This window comes from Vibrio sp. 10N.239.312.C11 (assembly GCF_041466065.1).
Taxonomy (GTDB): Bacteria; Pseudomonadota; Gammaproteobacteria; order Enterobacterales; family Vibrionaceae; genus Vibrio; species Vibrio tasmaniensis_A.
Map to the genome: position 1 here is coordinate 1 of NZ_JBFSRZ010000075.1, position 17,450 is coordinate 17,450.

The window sequence follows — 17,450 nt, forward strand, 5'->3', positions numbered from 1 at the left end:
AAATACGCGAAACGGGGTTGTTCTATCTTTAAATTTAATTACGCAACAAAGCCTATGAAAGAATCGATTGAAGAGCATGGGATCCAGAGCCGATAATTTCATTGATTGCAAATTGTGACAGCAATTTGGTATGGCAGGAATCCCTACCAAATGACGGATAGATAATATTAACTGCCCCATCCCATGCAGAATACTTACGCGTTAGTACTTCTTCCATTTCCCAACTATTAATCTCGTCGTCAGAATAGACAACTTGAGCCAACCCCAACAATTGATCCTGTAGCTTGCTAGGATTGATAACTGGCTTGTTGCTTCCTTTTACATTACTTACCAATACAAGCGGATGCTTACGTTCCTTGCGTTCAATCTCGTAGCTCAAGGCGGTTAATGATTCTCGAGTATTCGAGAAGCTAAGAACTTTTAAGCCTACAGTTTCTGGATGTAGTTCACCATTGCTTTGAAGAAAATTAACTAAACGTGGTTTTGTAGTTGATGGAATCTCCGTTACCAGTGTACTGATATCGCTTGTTTCAAGAAGGATGGACACTGTCGTGCTGTCATTTTCCTCTCGAATACCAATTTCAGTAATCCACTGACGCCCACGCACAGTGTGATCTGGGTGGCTCAATAAAACTGAATACATTAGAGGTTGTTGCTCGATAGCTGCGTAAGTTCGGACTCGCATGCGATCAATCGAAAACTCATCCCCACTCTTAAGCTCTCTCGAAGTAAAATGCCTCTTTGTCACATTTTTAAGCCAACCAGCAACTGTTCGAAACGCGGTTTCACTACTGTTCTTCCCAACCATATGGAATTGATTTACATAAATAAGCACTTTCCCTCCTAACCATCTATTTTGATTTTGATTTAATAGAATTCAGCATACCATAACCTTTCCGACTATAATCTGATCTTCGTATATTCGTGATGTAATTAAAAAATGGGATATATATCGGATTAAAGTGGCAAATCTGACATTTCAATATCGTGAAAGCATAAGGCTCATTATCCCCCTGAACTTGTCATTAAATTGCTGATAATAAATTCGGGAGTTTTGAGAAAAGGTATTAATGACTGATATCTAACTTACGGCGATTCTAGGTTCATAAACATTCAAAGGCAAGATTCAGTTCTTGCCTCTTTATTGAATGTTCCTCAGAAAATCACCATTATTCCTCACTTAGGTGTATGGGTTTTAGTTTAGAACTTTGGGGGGACGGACTGGGACTACTTAGGACTAATAGTCATATTTAAGCGGTTGCACCACAGAATCTAAGCCCTCAATCTTGAGAGCTAAACATAACTGCATTAAATCGCCCAGCTCACCTTGTGGGAAGCCCTTTTTATCGAACCACAGCAAGTATTCTTCAGGTAGATCAATCAAGGTGCGGCCAGCGTACTTGCCAAATGGCATTTGCATTCTGGCTAGCTTAATTAGGTTCTCTTTCTCTAGCATTACAAGCTCTTTCTAGACGTCGTCGATGTTCTGTAGAGTATCACCTAAACGTTCAACCCAATAGTTGATCGCATCTTTGGCATCATCTAACGAATCAATCATAGTAGAAAAGTCTTTATTACCCGCTTCGCGGTCGATGGCCGCAAACAACGGAGTGCCGTCTTGCGCATTACTGACCAATAGCTCAACACTGGCGCTCCCAACGTTGGTGTGCTCACCTGTCGTCACCTTAGATATGGTCGACATCGCAAGGCCAAACGGCAGCACACTGCTTGTCACCGCTAAGATCGGGTTAGGCGTTTCAACGTTGCTCAAAGCAATGCTTAAGCGCAGCGTGTTCCCTGTTGGTTCATCGACAATCGTTTTATGAGGCGATATTTTCGCTTCCAAACGACTCACCATATGATCTGTGAGCTCTTGAATGTCTTCCTGATCTAATGTGCCTTCTTCTGCTAATACAAAGATTTGGTCGATCACCACAGAGTCATAAGCATCTAATTTGGATTTCAAACGTTGTTCGTCACGCAGCCCTATCCTTGCCCAAACTAAATCAACGCCCCCATCAGGGCCAGGCTGAAAATCTTCATAACTGGTGAATTTAGTAGCGGTTTTAATTGGGCCGCCTGCACAACCAAACAAAAACATGCTGGTTGCAACAAGCAAAAGGACTTTTAAAGGTTTCATAACGCACTTAAGTAAATCAAGGAATTAACTAAGTATGCCATACCCTAAGTGAAAAAGTTGTAGAAAAAGAGGTAAAACTCAGAGCTCGATCTAAAATCAATGGTTCTGAACGGTATGTGCATACTCTACGATCACCTGATTGCCTTCGATATAAGCATTTTGGATCTCACCATCAACACTCATTCTACTTTTCAGATAAACCACTTTGGGCCCGGATTCATTGTCTTCTTTAAGTGAAGGGAGCACATTCCTTGGCTCCAAATGAAGCAAACGACAGAAGTGACTAACGAAAGACATGGTTAATGCTTTCTCCCCTCTTAGCACTCGAGAAAAATCCAACTGGTTCATGCCTAGCTTTTTTGAAAACTCCATCTGCGTAATTCGCATTCGAGATTTTTGTGACATCCACGTTTGGTACAAAGCATCTCTATCTTGCTCAGTGAATTCCATTACCGGTTCCTTTATATAATTCATGCCAATCAATTGTCCGGCTTTTCATACATGGCATGTCAGGGTTTGGTTAGTGGAAACCAAAGGTTTGGTTTTGATATGGAATAACCTTGTTTGATCTGTACAGAGCTATCAGAGCTATCAGAGCTATCAGAGCAAATAATGATCCGCCAACAGAGCAACAAACAAAATCATAAGATGATAAATGGAGAACTTGAAGGTCTTCATCGCCATGTTAGGCTCATCACGATACTTAAGTACCCAAGCGTGATAAACAAACCCACCGTTGAGTACCAATGAAGCGCTTAGGTATATCCAGCTGCTCATGCCGACCAATACCGGCAATATACACACGATGCTAAGCAACAAGGTATAGAGCAAAATAGAAGTCTTGGTGTATTCGATTCCGTGGGTCACAGGCAGCATAGGGATGTTCACTTTGGCATACTCGTCACGACGATGAATTGCCAACGCCCAGAAGTGCGGAGGGGTCCAAATAAATATGATCATCACCAATAACCAAGCGTTTGAATGAAGCTCATTAGTAACTGCCGTCCAGCCCAACAGCGGAGGCATTGCACCAGCGATCCCTGCTATCACGATGTTTTGCGGCGTCGCTCGCTTCAGATGCATGGTATAAATCACTGCGTAACCCAACAAGCTTGCAAAGGTTAACCAAGCGGTGAGTTGATTGACCCACACCACAAGCGTGACGAAACCAAGTAAGCCAATACCCGCGGCAAAGCTGAACACGCGCGCACTACTCAGTTCGCCGGATGGTAAAGGTCGTCGATTTGTTCGAGTCATCTGGCCGTCGATCTTTTTATCGATCAAATGGTTAAATGCAGCGGCTGAACCTGCCATTAACCCTATCCCAATCATTCCGAACAGAGTTTGTTGCAAAGGCAATCCATTCGGCACAGCCAAACACATTCCAACCAATGCAGTTAGCAGCATCAAAGCCACCACTTTCGGCTTGGTCAGTGTTAAATAGACCTTCCAAACAGCTTTGTTTTTCGAGGCCAGCTCATTTTTTAGAGCACTTTCTCCGTTGGTTGCTATCTCTTGACTGGCAGCGATTTCTTGAACCACCACTCCATGTTGTGTTGACGTTCTACTGACCATGATTACCTCCTTGTAATACACTGTTCTTCACCAAGCTCTCACTCGGTTTGTGTTGCCACACGACAAAATTGGTGACAACCATGCTGATGAGCAACATCGCTGCGACTAGGTTATGCAAAACCGCTACTGAGATTGGCAGGTGAAACCATACATTACTGATCCCAAGGCTGATTTGAGTAAACAATACTAATGCGACAATCACGCTCAGCTTTTGGTGTGGTGTTTGACCAAACTTCCACAACTGATACACGACCACTAGCACTGTCAACGTTGCCACAATTGCCCCGAACCTGTGCATGACATGGATGGTGAGCCTTGCGGGATACTCCAACACACCAAACTCATAGTTATCATGGCCGTGTTGAGCAAAATCGAACGCATTTTTGAAGTCGAGATAGCTCATCCAGTTACCTTCACATATGGGTAACTGTGTACACACCAACGCGGCATAGTTCGACGATGTCCAACCACCAAGCAATATCTGCCCGACCACAATGAGTAGCCCGAACAGCGCCCAAGCCTTAAGTGACGAAGTATACGTAGCCTCACCAAAACGGCTTTGAAATTGAGACAAACGACAGTAGAGCAGACACAACAGTGACAGCAACGTGAATCCCCCCATCAAATGCGCCATAACCACAACGGGCATCAACTTGAGAGTCACCGTCCACATTCCAAGCAAAGCCTGAAATATCACGGTTGCAGAGATAAGTAACGGAAGACCAGCAGCTGTTATATTCTTTTTAATACACCAAGCAACAACGACAAAGATAAGCAGCCCTAATGTTCCTGCAAAGTAGCGATGGATCATCTCTATCCACGCTTTGTCTGCTTCGAGAGCACGTTCTGGAAATTGTAGATTAGCTTGATTCACTGCTTGGGCATCAGAAGGAACGGTTATCTTGCCGTAACACCCTGGCCAATCAGGACAGCCAAGGCCAGCATCCGACAAACGGGTATAAGCGCCGAGCACGATCACGGTAAGGGTTAATAAGATAGTTAATCTCATCATGTGTATGAGTAAATCAGGGGCTCTATTCTGCATCGTTTATCTCCCTATATTTATTCCCTTTTCGCTAACAACACTCAGCATTAACGCAATTTGCTAAAGCTCATCAACTCAAGCTCATCAACTTAAGCTGATTAACTACCCAACTCGTGACAGCTTAAGCAGCTTTCTTAGATCATGAATCATGCCTTTAGATTGACTAACTAACTGAGACGGGTCAGAAACGCTTTTGTACTTCATGACCAACTGCCCTAGTGGGTCAATAATGATAATCGAAGCAGGCGAAAACTCAGTACTTAACTGATCACCACCAGCTAACAAAGATAAATCCGGCTTATCGAGCGAACCCGACAACGAGTTACCTTCTGAGACGAAAACAACGGCGGTCACTCGCTCTTTGTTTTTCCCTAGCGCCAAGTAACTTTGATTCAAATAATGGAGTTGTTGTTCGCATAAGCTTTCACACTCTGTGGGAGCGATATAACCCACAACCCAACCCTCTCCAGCCATGGGTACCGTTACGCCGAAATCCGCTAGTGTAATTCTTGGTTCGACCAATTCGCCTGAGTTAGTGACACCTGACGTATACCAATTCTGATCCAACACTGTTTTGGCGATAATCGCAGGCAAAGCGAAAATTAAAACGAGTCCGATTAATACCAAACGTCCCTTAGTACGACGGCTTCTGAGCTCAGCCATGTTTGCCTCGGTAATTTTCCTGTTCACTTGTGCTTGAGATTTATCCATCCTTATTCCTCGTGATAGGTGTTGCTTTTAGGTACCGATAGCCAATCAACATCGTCAAAAACAAAAGTACCGCAGCCATAACAAACCATTGAAATGAGTAACCAAAGTGCTTCTCAGATTTCATCGCCGTTGGACGCCATAACATTTCATAGGGCCATGAATCTAAACTCTGAGGTTGGAAGACAAAGGGCAGCACTTCTTGCCCGGTGTACTGTGATAGTGCTGTTATGTTTAAGTTTTGAATTCTATTCGGTGTCGTATTTTCTAATCCCAACTCATGACTTAGAGGGTTCACCGAACGTGTGTACAAACGCCCTGACATATTGGTTGGTAGTGTGATGCTTCCTAATTGGGGTAGCTCTCTTCTGTCACGGCTAGCTGCAACGAACCCAAGATCGATCAACAGTTGTTTTCTTCCATCTTGTGTTGGAACTTCGCCCAACATGTAAATCACATACCCTACCGTTCCTTGGTTAATCTGGTTGTCTAACAAAACCACTAATCCACTGGGTGTTTCCAGCTCCACATCAACCTTCAAACCATTTAAAGACGGCAGTTCAGGTGAGCCTTGCGCTTGTGTACGCGAGTCTTTCCATTCAGAGATAACCGCATCCAATAACCTAGACGATTGCTGCGCTCTTTCTGATAGCTGCTGTTCATAGCGCAATTTCTCGTTACCTCGATCTAACTGCCACAAACCCAACTTGATTAAAATGCCGACTGAAACCACAGTTAAAACAACCGCTATCCAAAAACCTTTACTGCGGAACTTGTGTTCATCATCAATCAATCGGTTTGGAGTTATCACTATGGCGTCATCTACCTTTGTGTTGTTGTTTAAAATTGTGTTAGTCGCTTTGCTGTTCTTCATCGCTTTCAACTTGATGAAAGGCCTAATCCAAATCGCCTCGGGCAAACACAATGGCAAAAGACTGAGCCACTTCTTGGGTCGTCGAGTCATGTGGTCAGCCGTTGTCGTGCTACTTTTATTACTTGCTTTGGGATCAGGAGTGATAACTCCCAACCCTCGCCCCTATTAACCCCCTATAGGCTCAGCAGTTAAAGTACATAGACAAACACGAACAGACCTAACCAAACCACATCAACAAAGTGCCAATACCAACTGCCCGCTTGGAACGCAAAGTGGTCTTTCGGAGTGAAGTGGTCTTTCGCAACTCTCGCCAGTAACACAATCAAAAAAATCGTTCCCAAACAGACATGCAAACCATGAAACCCAGTCAATAAGAAGAAGGTATTGCCATAGATGCCAGATTGAAGTGTCAATCCCATCTCTTGATAAGCGTGAAGGTACTCTTCAACTTGGAAGAACAGGAAGAAGCCAGCCAGAACAATGGTTATCTCTAGCCACACGATCAAAGCCATACGCTTATTTTGTTCAAGACTGATATGTGCCATGTGCAGCGTCACAGAGGAAAGCAGCAGAATAATGGTGTTCTTAAGCGGGATACCTTGCCAAGACATAGCTTCTGTCGTCACGCCATCAGGTGTCGTGGTTAACGGCCACATTGATTGGAACATCGGCCACAACACTTCATGGGTCATTTCATTGTTGCCCGCACCGCCAATCCAAGGGACAGAAATCATACGAGCGTAAAATAGCGCACCAAAGAAAGCACCGAAGAACATGATCTCAGAGAAGATGAACCAGCTCATTCCTTCCTTGTCGAAAGGAACGAGATATTTGCTCAGAATAGAGTCCACTCAATGATTCCGTGATCACATTGCTAAACCAACCTGCAAGCATGTAAAGCAACACACAAAATCCGACTAACAGCACTGCTTTTCCAAACACGCCACCAGCGGTATCTGTCCCCATGTTTTGCACCGTCAAGCCAGCGCCAACCGCGACCAAAAACAGCGCGACGGCACCCACTAATGGCCAGTGACTTTGATGTGGAACGAAATAAACTTCCTTTTTAGAACTCATCGCTCAACTCCTTATGTTGATACTGGTTCTGTAAATCCCTAGTTACTTGCGAGTGTGCTCGCTTTTGGTGAGCCAGATTGTAGTGTGCTCAATGTTGATGTACTCACTTCAGGCTTACTTGCCTTTCCACTCACCTGACTCGTGATGTTAAACAGCGTATATGAGAGCGTGAGTGTATGTATCGATTCTGGAATATCTGGCTCGATGTAAAATATCAAACCCATTTCAGCGGTCTTGTACCCGTCCAATGGCTGCTGATTAAAGCAAAAGCATTCCATCTTATTGAAGTAAGTTGCCCCCATACCTGGAGAAACCGATGGTACGGCTTGGCCAACCAATGAGGCTCCAGATAGGTTTTTAGCTATGTAGTTAGTTTGAACCACTTCACCAGGGTGAACCTCTAACACTCGAACTTCAGGCGAGAACTGCCACGGCATATCTGGCTTAATGTGCGACATGAATTCAACACGAACAGTACGAGAGTAATCAGGCTGCATTCCCTGAGGTTGCACCGCTGAAACAGTATTAGTTTTGCCATTAATGCCTAAGGCCTCGCACATCACATCGTAGAGCGGCACCAAAGCGAAACCGAAGCCAAACATCGCCACCACGCTCAACACCAAGTAGCCCGTCAGCTTTTTAGTCGATCGCTTATTAGACAGGCGCTTTGGTTGCTTTTTATCTTGATTGGGATCGCTTTGCTTATCACTCATAGCTCATCCCTCTAATCTACTTTAGGTGGATGAGTAAAGGTGTGGTGAGGCGCTGGGCTTGGTACTGTCCATTCTAGCCCTTCAGCCCTATCCCAAGGCTTGCTTGGTGCAGGCTCTCCGCCTCTTACGCACTTAATCGCTAGCCATAAGAAAATCAACTGAGACAACCCAAAGGCAAAGCCACCAATCGACACGACTTGGTTAACGTCAGCAAATTGAATGGCGTAATCTGGAATACGACGCGGCATGCCCGCTAGCCCTAAAAAGTGCATAGGGAAGAACAGTACATTAACTGAGATTACCGACGTCCAGAAATGCCACAGACTGAGCTTGTGGTCGTACATATGCCCAGTCCATTTCGGCAGCCAGTAATAAGCTGCGGCCATAATTGAGAACACGGCGCCTGTCACCAGAACATAGTGGAAATGAGCCACAACAAAATAGGTATCGTGGTATTGGAAATCCGCAGGCACGATAGCAAGCATCAATCCAGATAACCCACCAATCGTAAACAAAACAATAAAGGCAATCGCAAACAGCATTGGGGTCTCAAAGGTCAAAGCACCCCGCCACATGGTCGCCACCCAGTTGAAGACTTTCACACCGGTCGGCACCGCAATCAGCATAGTGCAATACATGAAGAACAATTCGGCAAATACTGGCATACCCGTGGTGAACATGTGGTGCGCCCAAACCAAGAATGACAACAATGCGATACTACAAGTCGCGTACACCATAGAGTGGTAGCCAAACAGACGCTTACCACTGAATGCTGGAATGATGGCTGAGACAATACCAAAAGACGGCAAGATCATGATGTACACTTCGGGGTGCCCAAAGAACCAGAATATGTGCTGGAACATCACCGGGTCCCCACCACCAGCGGCATCAAAGAAGCTAGTACCAAAGTATTTGTCGGTCAGCACCATGGTAACCGCACCCGCGAGCACGGGCATCACGGCTATTAGTAAGAAAGCGGTAATTAACCATGTCCATACGAACATTGGTAGCTTGAACCAAGTCATACCCGGCGCGCGCATGTTCACTATGGTTACGATCACGTTAATCGCCCCCATGATCGAACTGATCCCCATAATATGAACAGAGAACACAAACAGTGCCGTACTATCTGGGCCGTAAGTCGTTGATAGCGGTGCGTAGAATGTCCAACCAAAACTCGGGCCGCCTCCCTCAGTAAACAGAGAACCAATTAGGATTAAGAAAGCAAAAGGCAAAATCCAGAAACTGAGGTTGTTCATTCGTGGCAGCGCCATATCTGGCGCCCCAATCATCATCGGGATCATCCAGTTGGCGAGCCCCGTGAATGCAGGCATTACCGCACCAAACACCATGATCAAGCCGTGTACTGTGGTCATCTGATTAAAGAAATCAGGCTCAACAAGCTGCAGACCCGGTTGGAACAACTCAGCACGGATCACCATTGCCATCGCACCACCCGTTAAGAACATCGCAAAGCTGAACCACAGATATAGCGTACCGATGTCTTTGTGATTGGTTGAATACAGCCAACGCGCCCACCCTTTTGGAGCGGCGTGAGAGTCGTGATCATCCAGAGGTAGGTCATTGCTATCCAATGTACCTTCCACAGAATGGCTCAAGGCCTGATCTTCTGCGGGCGCCGATTTCACCGGCTTATCAATTGGTGAACTCATAGCTGCTCCTTAGCATCACTTTGTGCTTCATCCGCAGAGCCTTCCGCTCCACCCGATTGTTTGGCCTTATAGGCATTAACATCAGAAGCTTGAACCACATCGCCAGTGTCATTCCCCCAAGCATGTCGTTGGTAGGTTACGACTGCTGCAATCTCTTTCTCGGTTAACTGATTGTCGAAGGCTTGCATTGCCGTGCCTCCTCGACCGTAAACAATCGTATCGATATGCACATCGACATCTCCTAAAGCAACCGGGCTACCTTTGATTGCAGGAAACGCTCCAGGTATACCTTCACCGTTTGCTTGATGACAAACCGCGCATCGAGTTTTGTAAACCTCTTCACCTATCGTGTTCAACTCTTCCAAAGAAAGTGACGCGTCTAATGCATCTTGAGCTGCTTGTTGTGCGGCAATCGTTAACTCTTTCTGTTCTGCTAACCACGCATCAAACTCGTCTTCTTCCATGGCATGTACCACTATCGGCATAAAGCCATGCGCTCGACCACACAGCTCAGCACACTGGCCACGATACACACCTGGCTCATCGATTTTTGTCCACGCCTCGTTAATGAACCCCGGAATGGTATCTTTTTTAACGGCAAAGGCCGGAACCCACCAAGAGTGAATCACATCGTCAGAGGTCATCAAGAAGCGAACTTTTCTATCAATAGGAAGGACTAAGGGTTTATCAACCTCTAGCAGATAATGCGCGCCTTTCACTTCGATGCCTTCGATTTCTTTGTCACTGGTCGCTAGCAAGCTGAAGAACTCAACGTCTTCACCAAAATAGCTGTAATGCCATTTCCATTGTGACCCTGTGATTTTAACGGTCAGATCTGATTGGGATGTGTCTTCCATCGCTATTAAGGTTTTAGTGGCGGGTATCGCCATAGCGATAAGGATAATAATAGGAATGATGGTCCAAAGAATTTCTACTTTCGTGCTTTCGTGAAAATGGGCAGCAACCGCACCCTTCGACTTTCTGTGCCTCAGAATCGAATAGAACATCACTCCAAAAACAACAAAGGCAATCGCACAGCAGATATAGAAGATCAGCATATGAAGCTCGTATACCTTACCGCTGATCTCAGTGACACCTTGAGTCATGTTGTATTCACTGCTTGCATGCACCAAAGGCGACACCAAAACCACAACAAAACTTTTCAAAAGCCACGCTAGCCTAACCAGTAATCTTTTCAAAAGATCTCTCCTTATCCTTCCTAATTGGATACTTGCGACCTAAATGTCGTTGCGAGCTGTGTTTCGTTACGAGCTATATTCGTTGCGAGCTACGTTTCATTACGAACTACATGTCATTACGAGCTATGTGTCATTCCGAGCCAGACAACATTCATTGTTATTCCAGCTGAACATGAAAAGCTGAATCTCAATCTACAACTCTCATGGAGCTAGCCTGTAAACGGGCTGCTGACCTCATCTCAACCTAAGAACCGATACGGATCATAAGCGTTGTAAGTTTCCACTAAAGATTCAAAAACGACGAACTTGTTAAGTTTTGTTATATTTATGTAAAAGGCTAGTTAGTGATATCCAATTGTTCAAGGTAAGTTTACTTATTAAACAGTCAATTATTTGAAGTGGCTTTACCCATATGCCTTTCCCTTGCTGTTGGAGTTTATTTTAAATTGAGTTTTACGATTGCTTTCATAGAAATGATAATCAGTATCATTTAAATTAAATCAACAGAAAGATACCCCGATATTAAAAGGTTTAGTGATTATGCAAGATGCTATGAACTGGTTAGCGAGAGACCCAGACCCAAGAACTCGTGAAGAGCTTCAATACCTTATCGATGAGGGAATGCACGACGAACTTGAAGACCGCTTTATTCAACGATTAGAATTCGGAACGGCGGGACTGCGCGGCAAAGTCGGATGCGGCCCAAATAGAATGAACCGCCTGGTCATACAAGAAACGGCCACAGGCCTTGGCCACTATTTAATTGAACATGTCGAAAATGCCTCTATGCGTGGTGTAGTGGTTGGCTACGACGGCCGTTTAGATTCAAAGCAATTCGCGATTGATACAGCTTCTGTACTCACTGCTTTAGGTATTAAGGTTTACCTAACTTCGAATGTTGCAGCGACACCTATCGTTGCCTTTGGTATCGAGCACTTCAACGCGGCGGCGGCTGTTGTCGTGACGGCGAGCCACAACCCGCCGGAGTACAATGGCTTCAAAGTGTACTGGGAGAATGGCGCTCAAATCATTCCCCCTCATGATGCAGGCATTGCTGCTGAAATAGACATAGCATCGACCAAGGCCATCCCATTGATGAGCCTTAGTGACGCTGAAACACAGGGTAAGTTGGTATGGTTAACTGAAGGCTATTATCAAACGTACCGCGCTGCGATCAACCAGAGCCCACACGTGAGTAAAGAGATCGAATCGGCGAACACCACCATCACCTATACCGCTATGCATGGTGTCGGCGCACAAATGGCGGAAGATCTACTTCATGATTCTGGATTCCATAAGGTGTTCAGTGTTGCCGAACAGAGAGAGCCAGATGGTCACTTCCCAACCGTGAACTTCCCCAACCCGGAAGAAAAAGGCGCGATGGATCTTGTGGTTAACTTAGCAAAAAGTGTCGATGCCGACATCGCTTGCGCTAATGACCCAGATGCAGACCGATTTGCGGTTGCCGTTCGAACCGATGATAAAGTCAGAACTGAAGATGCTTCCTATAAAATGCTCACGGGTGACCAAGTGGGTGTGTTATTCGCGCACTACTTGCTATCAAAGCCACACACTAAAAACCAGTTAGTTGGTAACAGTATCGTATCTTCAACTCTACTTGAGAAAGTGGCTAATTCTCACGGTGCGACTTACTTCCAAACACTGACTGGCTTTAAATGGTTAGCGAATATTGGCATGCAATTAGAAGATGAGAAAAACGAGTTCTTGTTCGCCTATGAAGAAGCGTTAGGCTACACAATTGGTACTCAGGTACGAGACAAAGATGGGCTGTCTGCTATCGTCGTGTTTGCTCAACTGGTTGAGGAGTTAAAATCTCAAGGGCGAACCGTTTGGGATCTTCTCGCTCAAATTTCATTTGAACATGGGGTTCATACCAACGCGCAACGAAGTATTGCCCTAGACCCAGATTCACCATCGATTGGTTCTAAACTCCGCTCGGCACAACCAAAAGTAATAAACGGTGTCGCTATCTCTGTGATTGAAGACCTGCAGTCTTCTTTGCGCTTTATTGTCGGTGGGGCTACCGAGGCGATTAACCTGCCAGCAAGTGACGTACTCATCTATCATCTCGAGGATGGTTCACGCATTATCGTAAGACCTTCAGGAACAGAACCAAAAGTTAAGGTTTATTATGAGACGGTAACAAAGTTCGAAGGGACAGAAACCTATGACGATACTCGCAAGCGCGGTGAAGAGTACATGGATAAGCTCATCGAACAACACCAGAAAGAGCTGAACTCTTAGCTCATCATTCTTTCAAAACATCAGTTCAATGAAGTACAATATGTAACTGATAGACATAAAAAATGGACGCTCGAAGCGTCCATTTTTGTATCGGCGGCCAACCCCAATAAACTGTTTGAGTTGCAGTCTACGAGGTAAAGAAAGAAGACAACATCCACACCGCTAACACGATGAAAACTCCGCCCATCACTTTTTGCTGATAGGTACGAAACTTAGCATTTTCTACCAAAGATTTACCAATAGTACCCACTAACGCCACAAGTAAAAAGTTGAACGTCAAACCTAGCACATTCAGCAATAAGCCCAGAACGAGCATCTGCTCACCCGAAGTCGCTTCAATACTCGTCGATACAAACTGCGGTAAGAACATCACGAAAAAAACCAACGCTTTAGGGTTAAGCAGGTTACTAATAAGTGCTCGTTGGTAGTACGCTTTTGCAGCACGGTTGTCGCTTAACTCAGGCGCACTGCCCTGTTCTGTTCGAAGACAATCCCACCCCATCTTTAATAAGTATGCACCGCCTAATAGATGAAGAGCTTTTAAAGCCACTGGACTCATCGCAATCAATGCTGAAACGCCCATTGCTGCCAATACTGTCAGGATAATTCCAGAAGTCGCATTACCTAAGCTCGCAAACACACCGACTTTACGGCCATAGCTCATGCTTGAACTCGCGATAAGTAACATATCAGGGCCTGGTAAAAGGAGAAGAGCTACAACGGCCGTCAGGTAAACAGGTAGGATGGTTAAATCGATCATGGGTTTCAGTATTGATAAAAATGGAGGCGAATTTTATATCAATTACTAACACCCTTCCAGATGCAATCAGTTGCTAGGTATTAAATTGATCGAATTAAACACCATCAATGAACAGTAAAACCAATTTATTAACTAAATACAAAAGACTAATTAACGTGCTACCCACTCGATCTCAATCACAGTGGTTTCGCCACACTTTAGACGACCAAGGAAAATATCACCTTGATGTACCTCTCCAACACCTTTCGGAGTGCCCGTCATCACAACATCACCGTCAAGCAAAGTCGTATAAGAAGATAACTCTTCGAGGATGGTCTGTGGGGAATAAAGCATCTGTTCAACATGCCCTTTTTGAACGCGGACACAGTTAATAAATAACTCTATGTTTAAGTCAGAGAGGTCCAAGTTATCTATGGGAACAAAGCGACTAAAAACAGCAGAACCATCAAAAGCTTTAGCACGTTCCCAAGGCAGACCTTTTGCCTTCAAACTACTTTGTAACTCGCGTTTGGTAAGGTCTAAACCTAGCCCCACGGCAGAGTATTCACCGTTTTCAACAATGAAGCAGATTTCAGCTTCATAATGTAACGTTTCTTGATGGAAAGATGATAGAGAAGACGTAACGCTAGTGCTCGGCTTATTAAACACCACCATAGAGTCAGGGATAACATTATTAAGCTCTTCGATGTGATCAACATAATTGCGCCCAATACACAGTACTTTGCTGGGTGTTGCTGTTCGTTTCGAATTCATCAATTGCTCCTGATCTACAACGCTGCTCATAGTTTGTCCCTAAACTGTTTTTTGGAGCGCAGAGTTTACCGCATCATTAAAAGAGAATCTTCGTCAAGATGGTTACCAATATCTAAATTCTGATCTTTAGCTCAATTAAATGATTTAAATACTTTTATCCGAAGATCGCGACGTATAAGAACTGATGACAAGAGCCATAGCTACGTAGATCATCGCTGCGTAGACCATAGCTACGTAGATGAAATGAATGGCAAGGTAACATGAAGGGAAAGCTAAAACAGATGCATATAGAACGAAAGCAGCCCCCTCAAACCAAAAGGCTTGAGAGGGCTTAGCATGGTGTCTAGGACAGTATCCGAAAAGGTAAATTTAAGGAGTAAACACTATGCATAATAGTAGTCAAACTCAATGAGTCGCGACTTATAGGTAGAAACGAGCACCAATAGTCCACTTGTCATCAGTTTTTCTGTTGTCTGCATCGTTTAGATCAAACTGATAGCCAGTGTAGCCAACAACATTGCTCGTAAAGTTGTATTCAGCTTGTAGAGCTAGCTCTTCACGGTCAGTTTGTGTTGCCGCGCCTTTCGTCGCTTCGCCTTCAACAACTTCGTAGTTAACGCTTAAGTTTAAGCTGTTCGCTAAAGCGTAAGCCGCTAGCAATTCATATGCATCACTTTCTTCAAGGCCTGCGTTCATGTTTTCGTTTGAAGCGTAGATACCTGCTAGGTATAAACCTGAACCGTAAGAACCGTATGCAGCAGAAACTAGGTGAGATTCAGCCGTCTTAGAAACACCACCCTCTTTGAAGTCACCAGTGTTGAAGGCATAACCCAATTTAACACCAGCGATTGAGTAACCAAGAGTCGCTTGAATACGGTCATCGTAAGACACCGTTGAACGAGTAGTAACAACAACACCACCAAGAACGTTTTCAGTGTCAGTCGTTACGTCATTGCTGCCCTGCCAACCTAGACCAAAGCTAAGCTCACCCGCTTCACCAAAATCAAATCCGTTGCGGTAACTTGCCATTTTGTCTGCACGACCAGTACCTAGCGCACCGTGGTTGTCGTATAAGAAATCGTTCGCGAAAGCGATCGGCATATCAGTAGCTGAAGCTACATCGTAGTATGGCGCCCACTGCGTACCTGCAACAGCACGACCTAGCTCATCATGACTTAAACCTACATAACCAAGACGAGTAGTGAACGACTCATCACCACCGTTTAGGTAGTTAAGCGCCCATTCGCCTTTAGCGTCAGCTGTGAAGCCATTACCTAATTCTTGCGTAGCATTAAAGTTGATACGTGGTGAGTTTGTACCAACATCCGTATCGCCTTTCTCTGAACCATTCAGGTTTACAGAAACGTGACCACCAACAGAGAAGGCTGTACCGTCTTCGTTATAAAGCTCTACCGCAACTGCCTGTGTACCAAATACTGCACCAGAAATTGCTAGCGCTAAAAGTTTCTTATTCATTGTCATATCCATTTGTAACTGGGAGAGTGATTCCATAACAACCTCGTACTTACGAAGAGGTTGTTACCTGCATTTAACAAGTGGGAAAACACTAACGGCGTTTTTCAAGGTAGTTGTCATCATTCGCTTGTTTACTAAGCAGCTTCTCTTTCTGGATTTAGGTGAATGTCACCAACAGGTTCACAGTTTCTGATATCACCTGGCCAGCGTTCAGGGTTTAGCTCTTTTGCTGCGAGTAATACCTTTGCTCGGCGCTTCAAGATCTCTTTATCTTTTCCATTGTGACGCTCTGAAGGCGTGACGTAATTTAGCTTACTGTGCTTATGCTCGGTGTTGTACCAGCGTACGAAGGCTTCAACCCAACTTCGACTACTGTTGATACTTTCAAAGCCCTTTGTTGGCCAGCTTGGCATGTACTTTACCGTGCGGAACAATGACTCGACATACGGGTTATCATCGCTGACTCTTGGGCGGCTATACGATGAGGTAATACCTAACTCTTCCATTTTTGCTTTAAACGTCAGCGACTTCATCGGTGCACCATTATCTGAGTGAAGAACCAGCGCTTGATTGAAGCATTGCTCTCGCATCAACGTTCGTTGCAGAAGTTGTGACGCCAGCTCACCGCATTCACGCTCATACACTTCATAACCAACGATTTTTCGACTGTAGATGTCCTCGATGACATACAGGTAATAGTGTTGGCCTCGAACTTTTGAAGGTAAGTAAGTGATATCCCATGTATAGACTTGGTTCGAATCTGTCGCTGTGTAACTTGATGGCTTCGCTTGCTTCTGCCTACTTCTTTGACGACCTCGTCTGTGGAGTTGTCCCTGTGCACTCAGCACCCGATAGTAACTCGATTCAGAGGCGATATACTCACCTCGGTCAAGCAGTGTCGGGACGATTTGAGTCGGAGGTAAGCTTGCGAACTCAGAGCGGTTACACACCTCGATAATCGCATCACGCTCTTGCTGAGAGAGCTTGTTAGCAGGCTCTGGCCTGATGCATATCGGCCTTTTGTCAGCTTGAACTTCACCTTGCTGATACCAGCGACGATACGTTCTCAAGTCGATTTGAACTTCATGGCAAGCTGGCTCTAAACGGCATCCGCATTGCTTCGCTTCAAGGATAAGAGTCACTATGGTCTGCCTTTCATCGGTTGAGGTTAGTCGTCCTCTGGCTCTTCCCC

At 45.0% G+C, this 17,450-nt stretch carries 17 protein-coding genes and 1 pseudogene; 2 read left to right on the forward strand and 16 right to left on the reverse strand.

The genetic code is table 11. The features are described from left to right. Nucleotides 1-52: 52 nt before the first annotated feature. The 8 genes from AB6D07_RS21165 to AB6D07_RS21200 form a co-directional block, all read right to left on the reverse strand. Nucleotides 53-835, reverse strand: a complete 783-nt coding sequence (locus AB6D07_RS21165; RefSeq protein ID WP_372091589.1) for a hypothetical protein — start codon at nucleotides 833-835, stop codon at nucleotides 53-55. A 402-nt stretch (nucleotides 836-1,237) separates the two neighbouring features. Then, nucleotides 1,238-1,456, reverse strand: a complete 219-nt coding sequence (locus AB6D07_RS21170) for a DUF3820 family protein (RefSeq protein ID WP_009845653.1) — start codon at nucleotides 1,454-1,456, stop codon at nucleotides 1,238-1,240. Nucleotides 1,457-1,468: 12 nt separating this feature from the next. After that, nucleotides 1,469-2,140, reverse strand: coding sequence for a DUF3313 domain-containing protein (locus AB6D07_RS21175; protein WP_017103803.1), 672 nt, complete (start codon nucleotides 2,138-2,140; stop codon nucleotides 1,469-1,471). 96 nt (nucleotides 2,141-2,236) lie between these two features. Beyond that, nucleotides 2,237-2,590 carry a hypothetical protein gene (locus tag AB6D07_RS21180; protein ID WP_009845655.1) on the reverse strand — a complete coding sequence of 118 codons (354 nt, stop codon included), beginning with the start codon at nucleotides 2,588-2,590 and terminating at the stop codon, nucleotides 2,237-2,239. Between the two features lie 150 nt (nucleotides 2,591-2,740). Next, nucleotides 2,741-3,715, reverse strand: coding sequence for a heme o synthase (gene cyoE, locus AB6D07_RS21185; protein WP_017103802.1), 975 nt, complete (start codon nucleotides 3,713-3,715; stop codon nucleotides 2,741-2,743). Further along, complete coding sequence (locus tag AB6D07_RS21190; protein ID WP_017103801.1) at nucleotides 3,705-4,760, reverse strand: heme A synthase; 1,056 nt, start codon at nucleotides 4,758-4,760, stop codon at nucleotides 3,705-3,707. The genes cyoE and AB6D07_RS21190 overlap by 11 nt, the downstream gene beginning before the upstream one ends. A gap of 102 nt (nucleotides 4,761-4,862) precedes the next feature. Continuing rightward, the gene (locus AB6D07_RS21195) at nucleotides 4,863-5,471 is read right to left on the reverse strand and encodes a hypothetical protein (protein WP_017103800.1); all 609 of its coding nucleotides are present in this window, start codon (nucleotides 5,469-5,471) and stop codon (nucleotides 4,863-4,865) included. Next, the gene (locus tag AB6D07_RS21200) at nucleotides 5,464-6,342 is read right to left on the reverse strand and encodes an SURF1 family protein (RefSeq protein WP_241810810.1); all 879 of its coding nucleotides are present in this window, start codon (nucleotides 6,340-6,342) and stop codon (nucleotides 5,464-5,466) included. The genes AB6D07_RS21195 and AB6D07_RS21200 overlap by 8 nt, the downstream gene beginning before the upstream one ends. Here AB6D07_RS21200 and AB6D07_RS21205 point away from each other — a divergent pair. Continuing rightward, nucleotides 6,281-6,511, forward strand: coding sequence for a DUF2909 family protein (locus AB6D07_RS21205; protein WP_029203703.1), 231 nt, complete (start codon nucleotides 6,281-6,283; stop codon nucleotides 6,509-6,511). The two genes, AB6D07_RS21200 and AB6D07_RS21205, sit on opposite strands and share 62 nt — an antisense overlap. Nucleotides 6,512-6,530: 19 nt before the next feature. Here AB6D07_RS21205 and AB6D07_RS21210 read toward each other — a convergent pair. The 4 genes and pseudogenes from AB6D07_RS21210 to coxB form a co-directional block, all read right to left on the reverse strand. Next, a pseudogene (locus AB6D07_RS21210) lies at nucleotides 6,531-7,419 on the reverse strand (cytochrome c oxidase subunit 3). 38 nt (nucleotides 7,420-7,457) lie between these two features. After that, nucleotides 7,458-8,132: a cytochrome c oxidase assembly protein gene (locus AB6D07_RS21215; protein ID WP_017103797.1), complete on the reverse strand. Its 675-nt coding sequence runs from the start codon at nucleotides 8,130-8,132 to the stop codon at nucleotides 7,458-7,460. A gap of 11 nt (nucleotides 8,133-8,143) precedes the next feature. Beyond that, entirely contained in the window at nucleotides 8,144-9,805 is a 1,662-nt protein-coding gene (gene ctaD, locus AB6D07_RS21220) for a cytochrome c oxidase subunit I (RefSeq protein WP_017103796.1), read from the reverse strand. After that, nucleotides 9,802-11,004, reverse strand: coding sequence for a cytochrome c oxidase subunit II (gene coxB / locus AB6D07_RS21225; RefSeq protein ID WP_017103795.1), 1,203 nt, complete (start codon nucleotides 11,002-11,004; stop codon nucleotides 9,802-9,804). Before coxB ends, ctaD begins: the two co-directional genes overlap by 4 nt. A gap of 540 nt (nucleotides 11,005-11,544) precedes the next feature. Between coxB and AB6D07_RS21230 the strand changes: the two genes are divergently transcribed. Next, nucleotides 11,545-13,269 (forward strand): phospho-sugar mutase, encoded by a 1,725-nt coding sequence (locus AB6D07_RS21230; RefSeq protein WP_029223066.1) that lies wholly within the window; start codon nucleotides 11,545-11,547, stop codon nucleotides 13,267-13,269. A gap of 127 nt (nucleotides 13,270-13,396) precedes the next feature. Here AB6D07_RS21230 and AB6D07_RS21235 read toward each other — a convergent pair whose 3' ends face one another. The 4 genes from AB6D07_RS21235 to AB6D07_RS21250 form a co-directional block, all read right to left on the reverse strand. After that, a complete protein-coding gene (locus AB6D07_RS21235) occupies nucleotides 13,397-14,029 on the reverse strand; it encodes a LysE family translocator (protein ID WP_017100941.1) in 633 nt (210 codons plus the stop codon). Between the two features lie 150 nt (nucleotides 14,030-14,179). After that, entirely contained in the window at nucleotides 14,180-14,812 is a 633-nt protein-coding gene (locus AB6D07_RS21240) for a fumarylacetoacetate hydrolase family protein (RefSeq protein ID WP_009845667.1), read from the reverse strand. A gap of 390 nt (nucleotides 14,813-15,202) precedes the next feature. Beyond that, nucleotides 15,203-16,258 carry a porin gene (locus tag AB6D07_RS21245; protein WP_017100942.1) on the reverse strand — a complete coding sequence of 352 codons (1,056 nt, stop codon included), beginning with the start codon at nucleotides 16,256-16,258 and terminating at the stop codon, nucleotides 15,203-15,205. Between the two features lie 134 nt (nucleotides 16,259-16,392). Further along, a partial coding sequence (locus tag AB6D07_RS21250) for an IS3 family transposase (protein WP_372140748.1) occupies nucleotides 16,393-17,450 on the reverse strand: 1,058 nt, incomplete at its 5' end.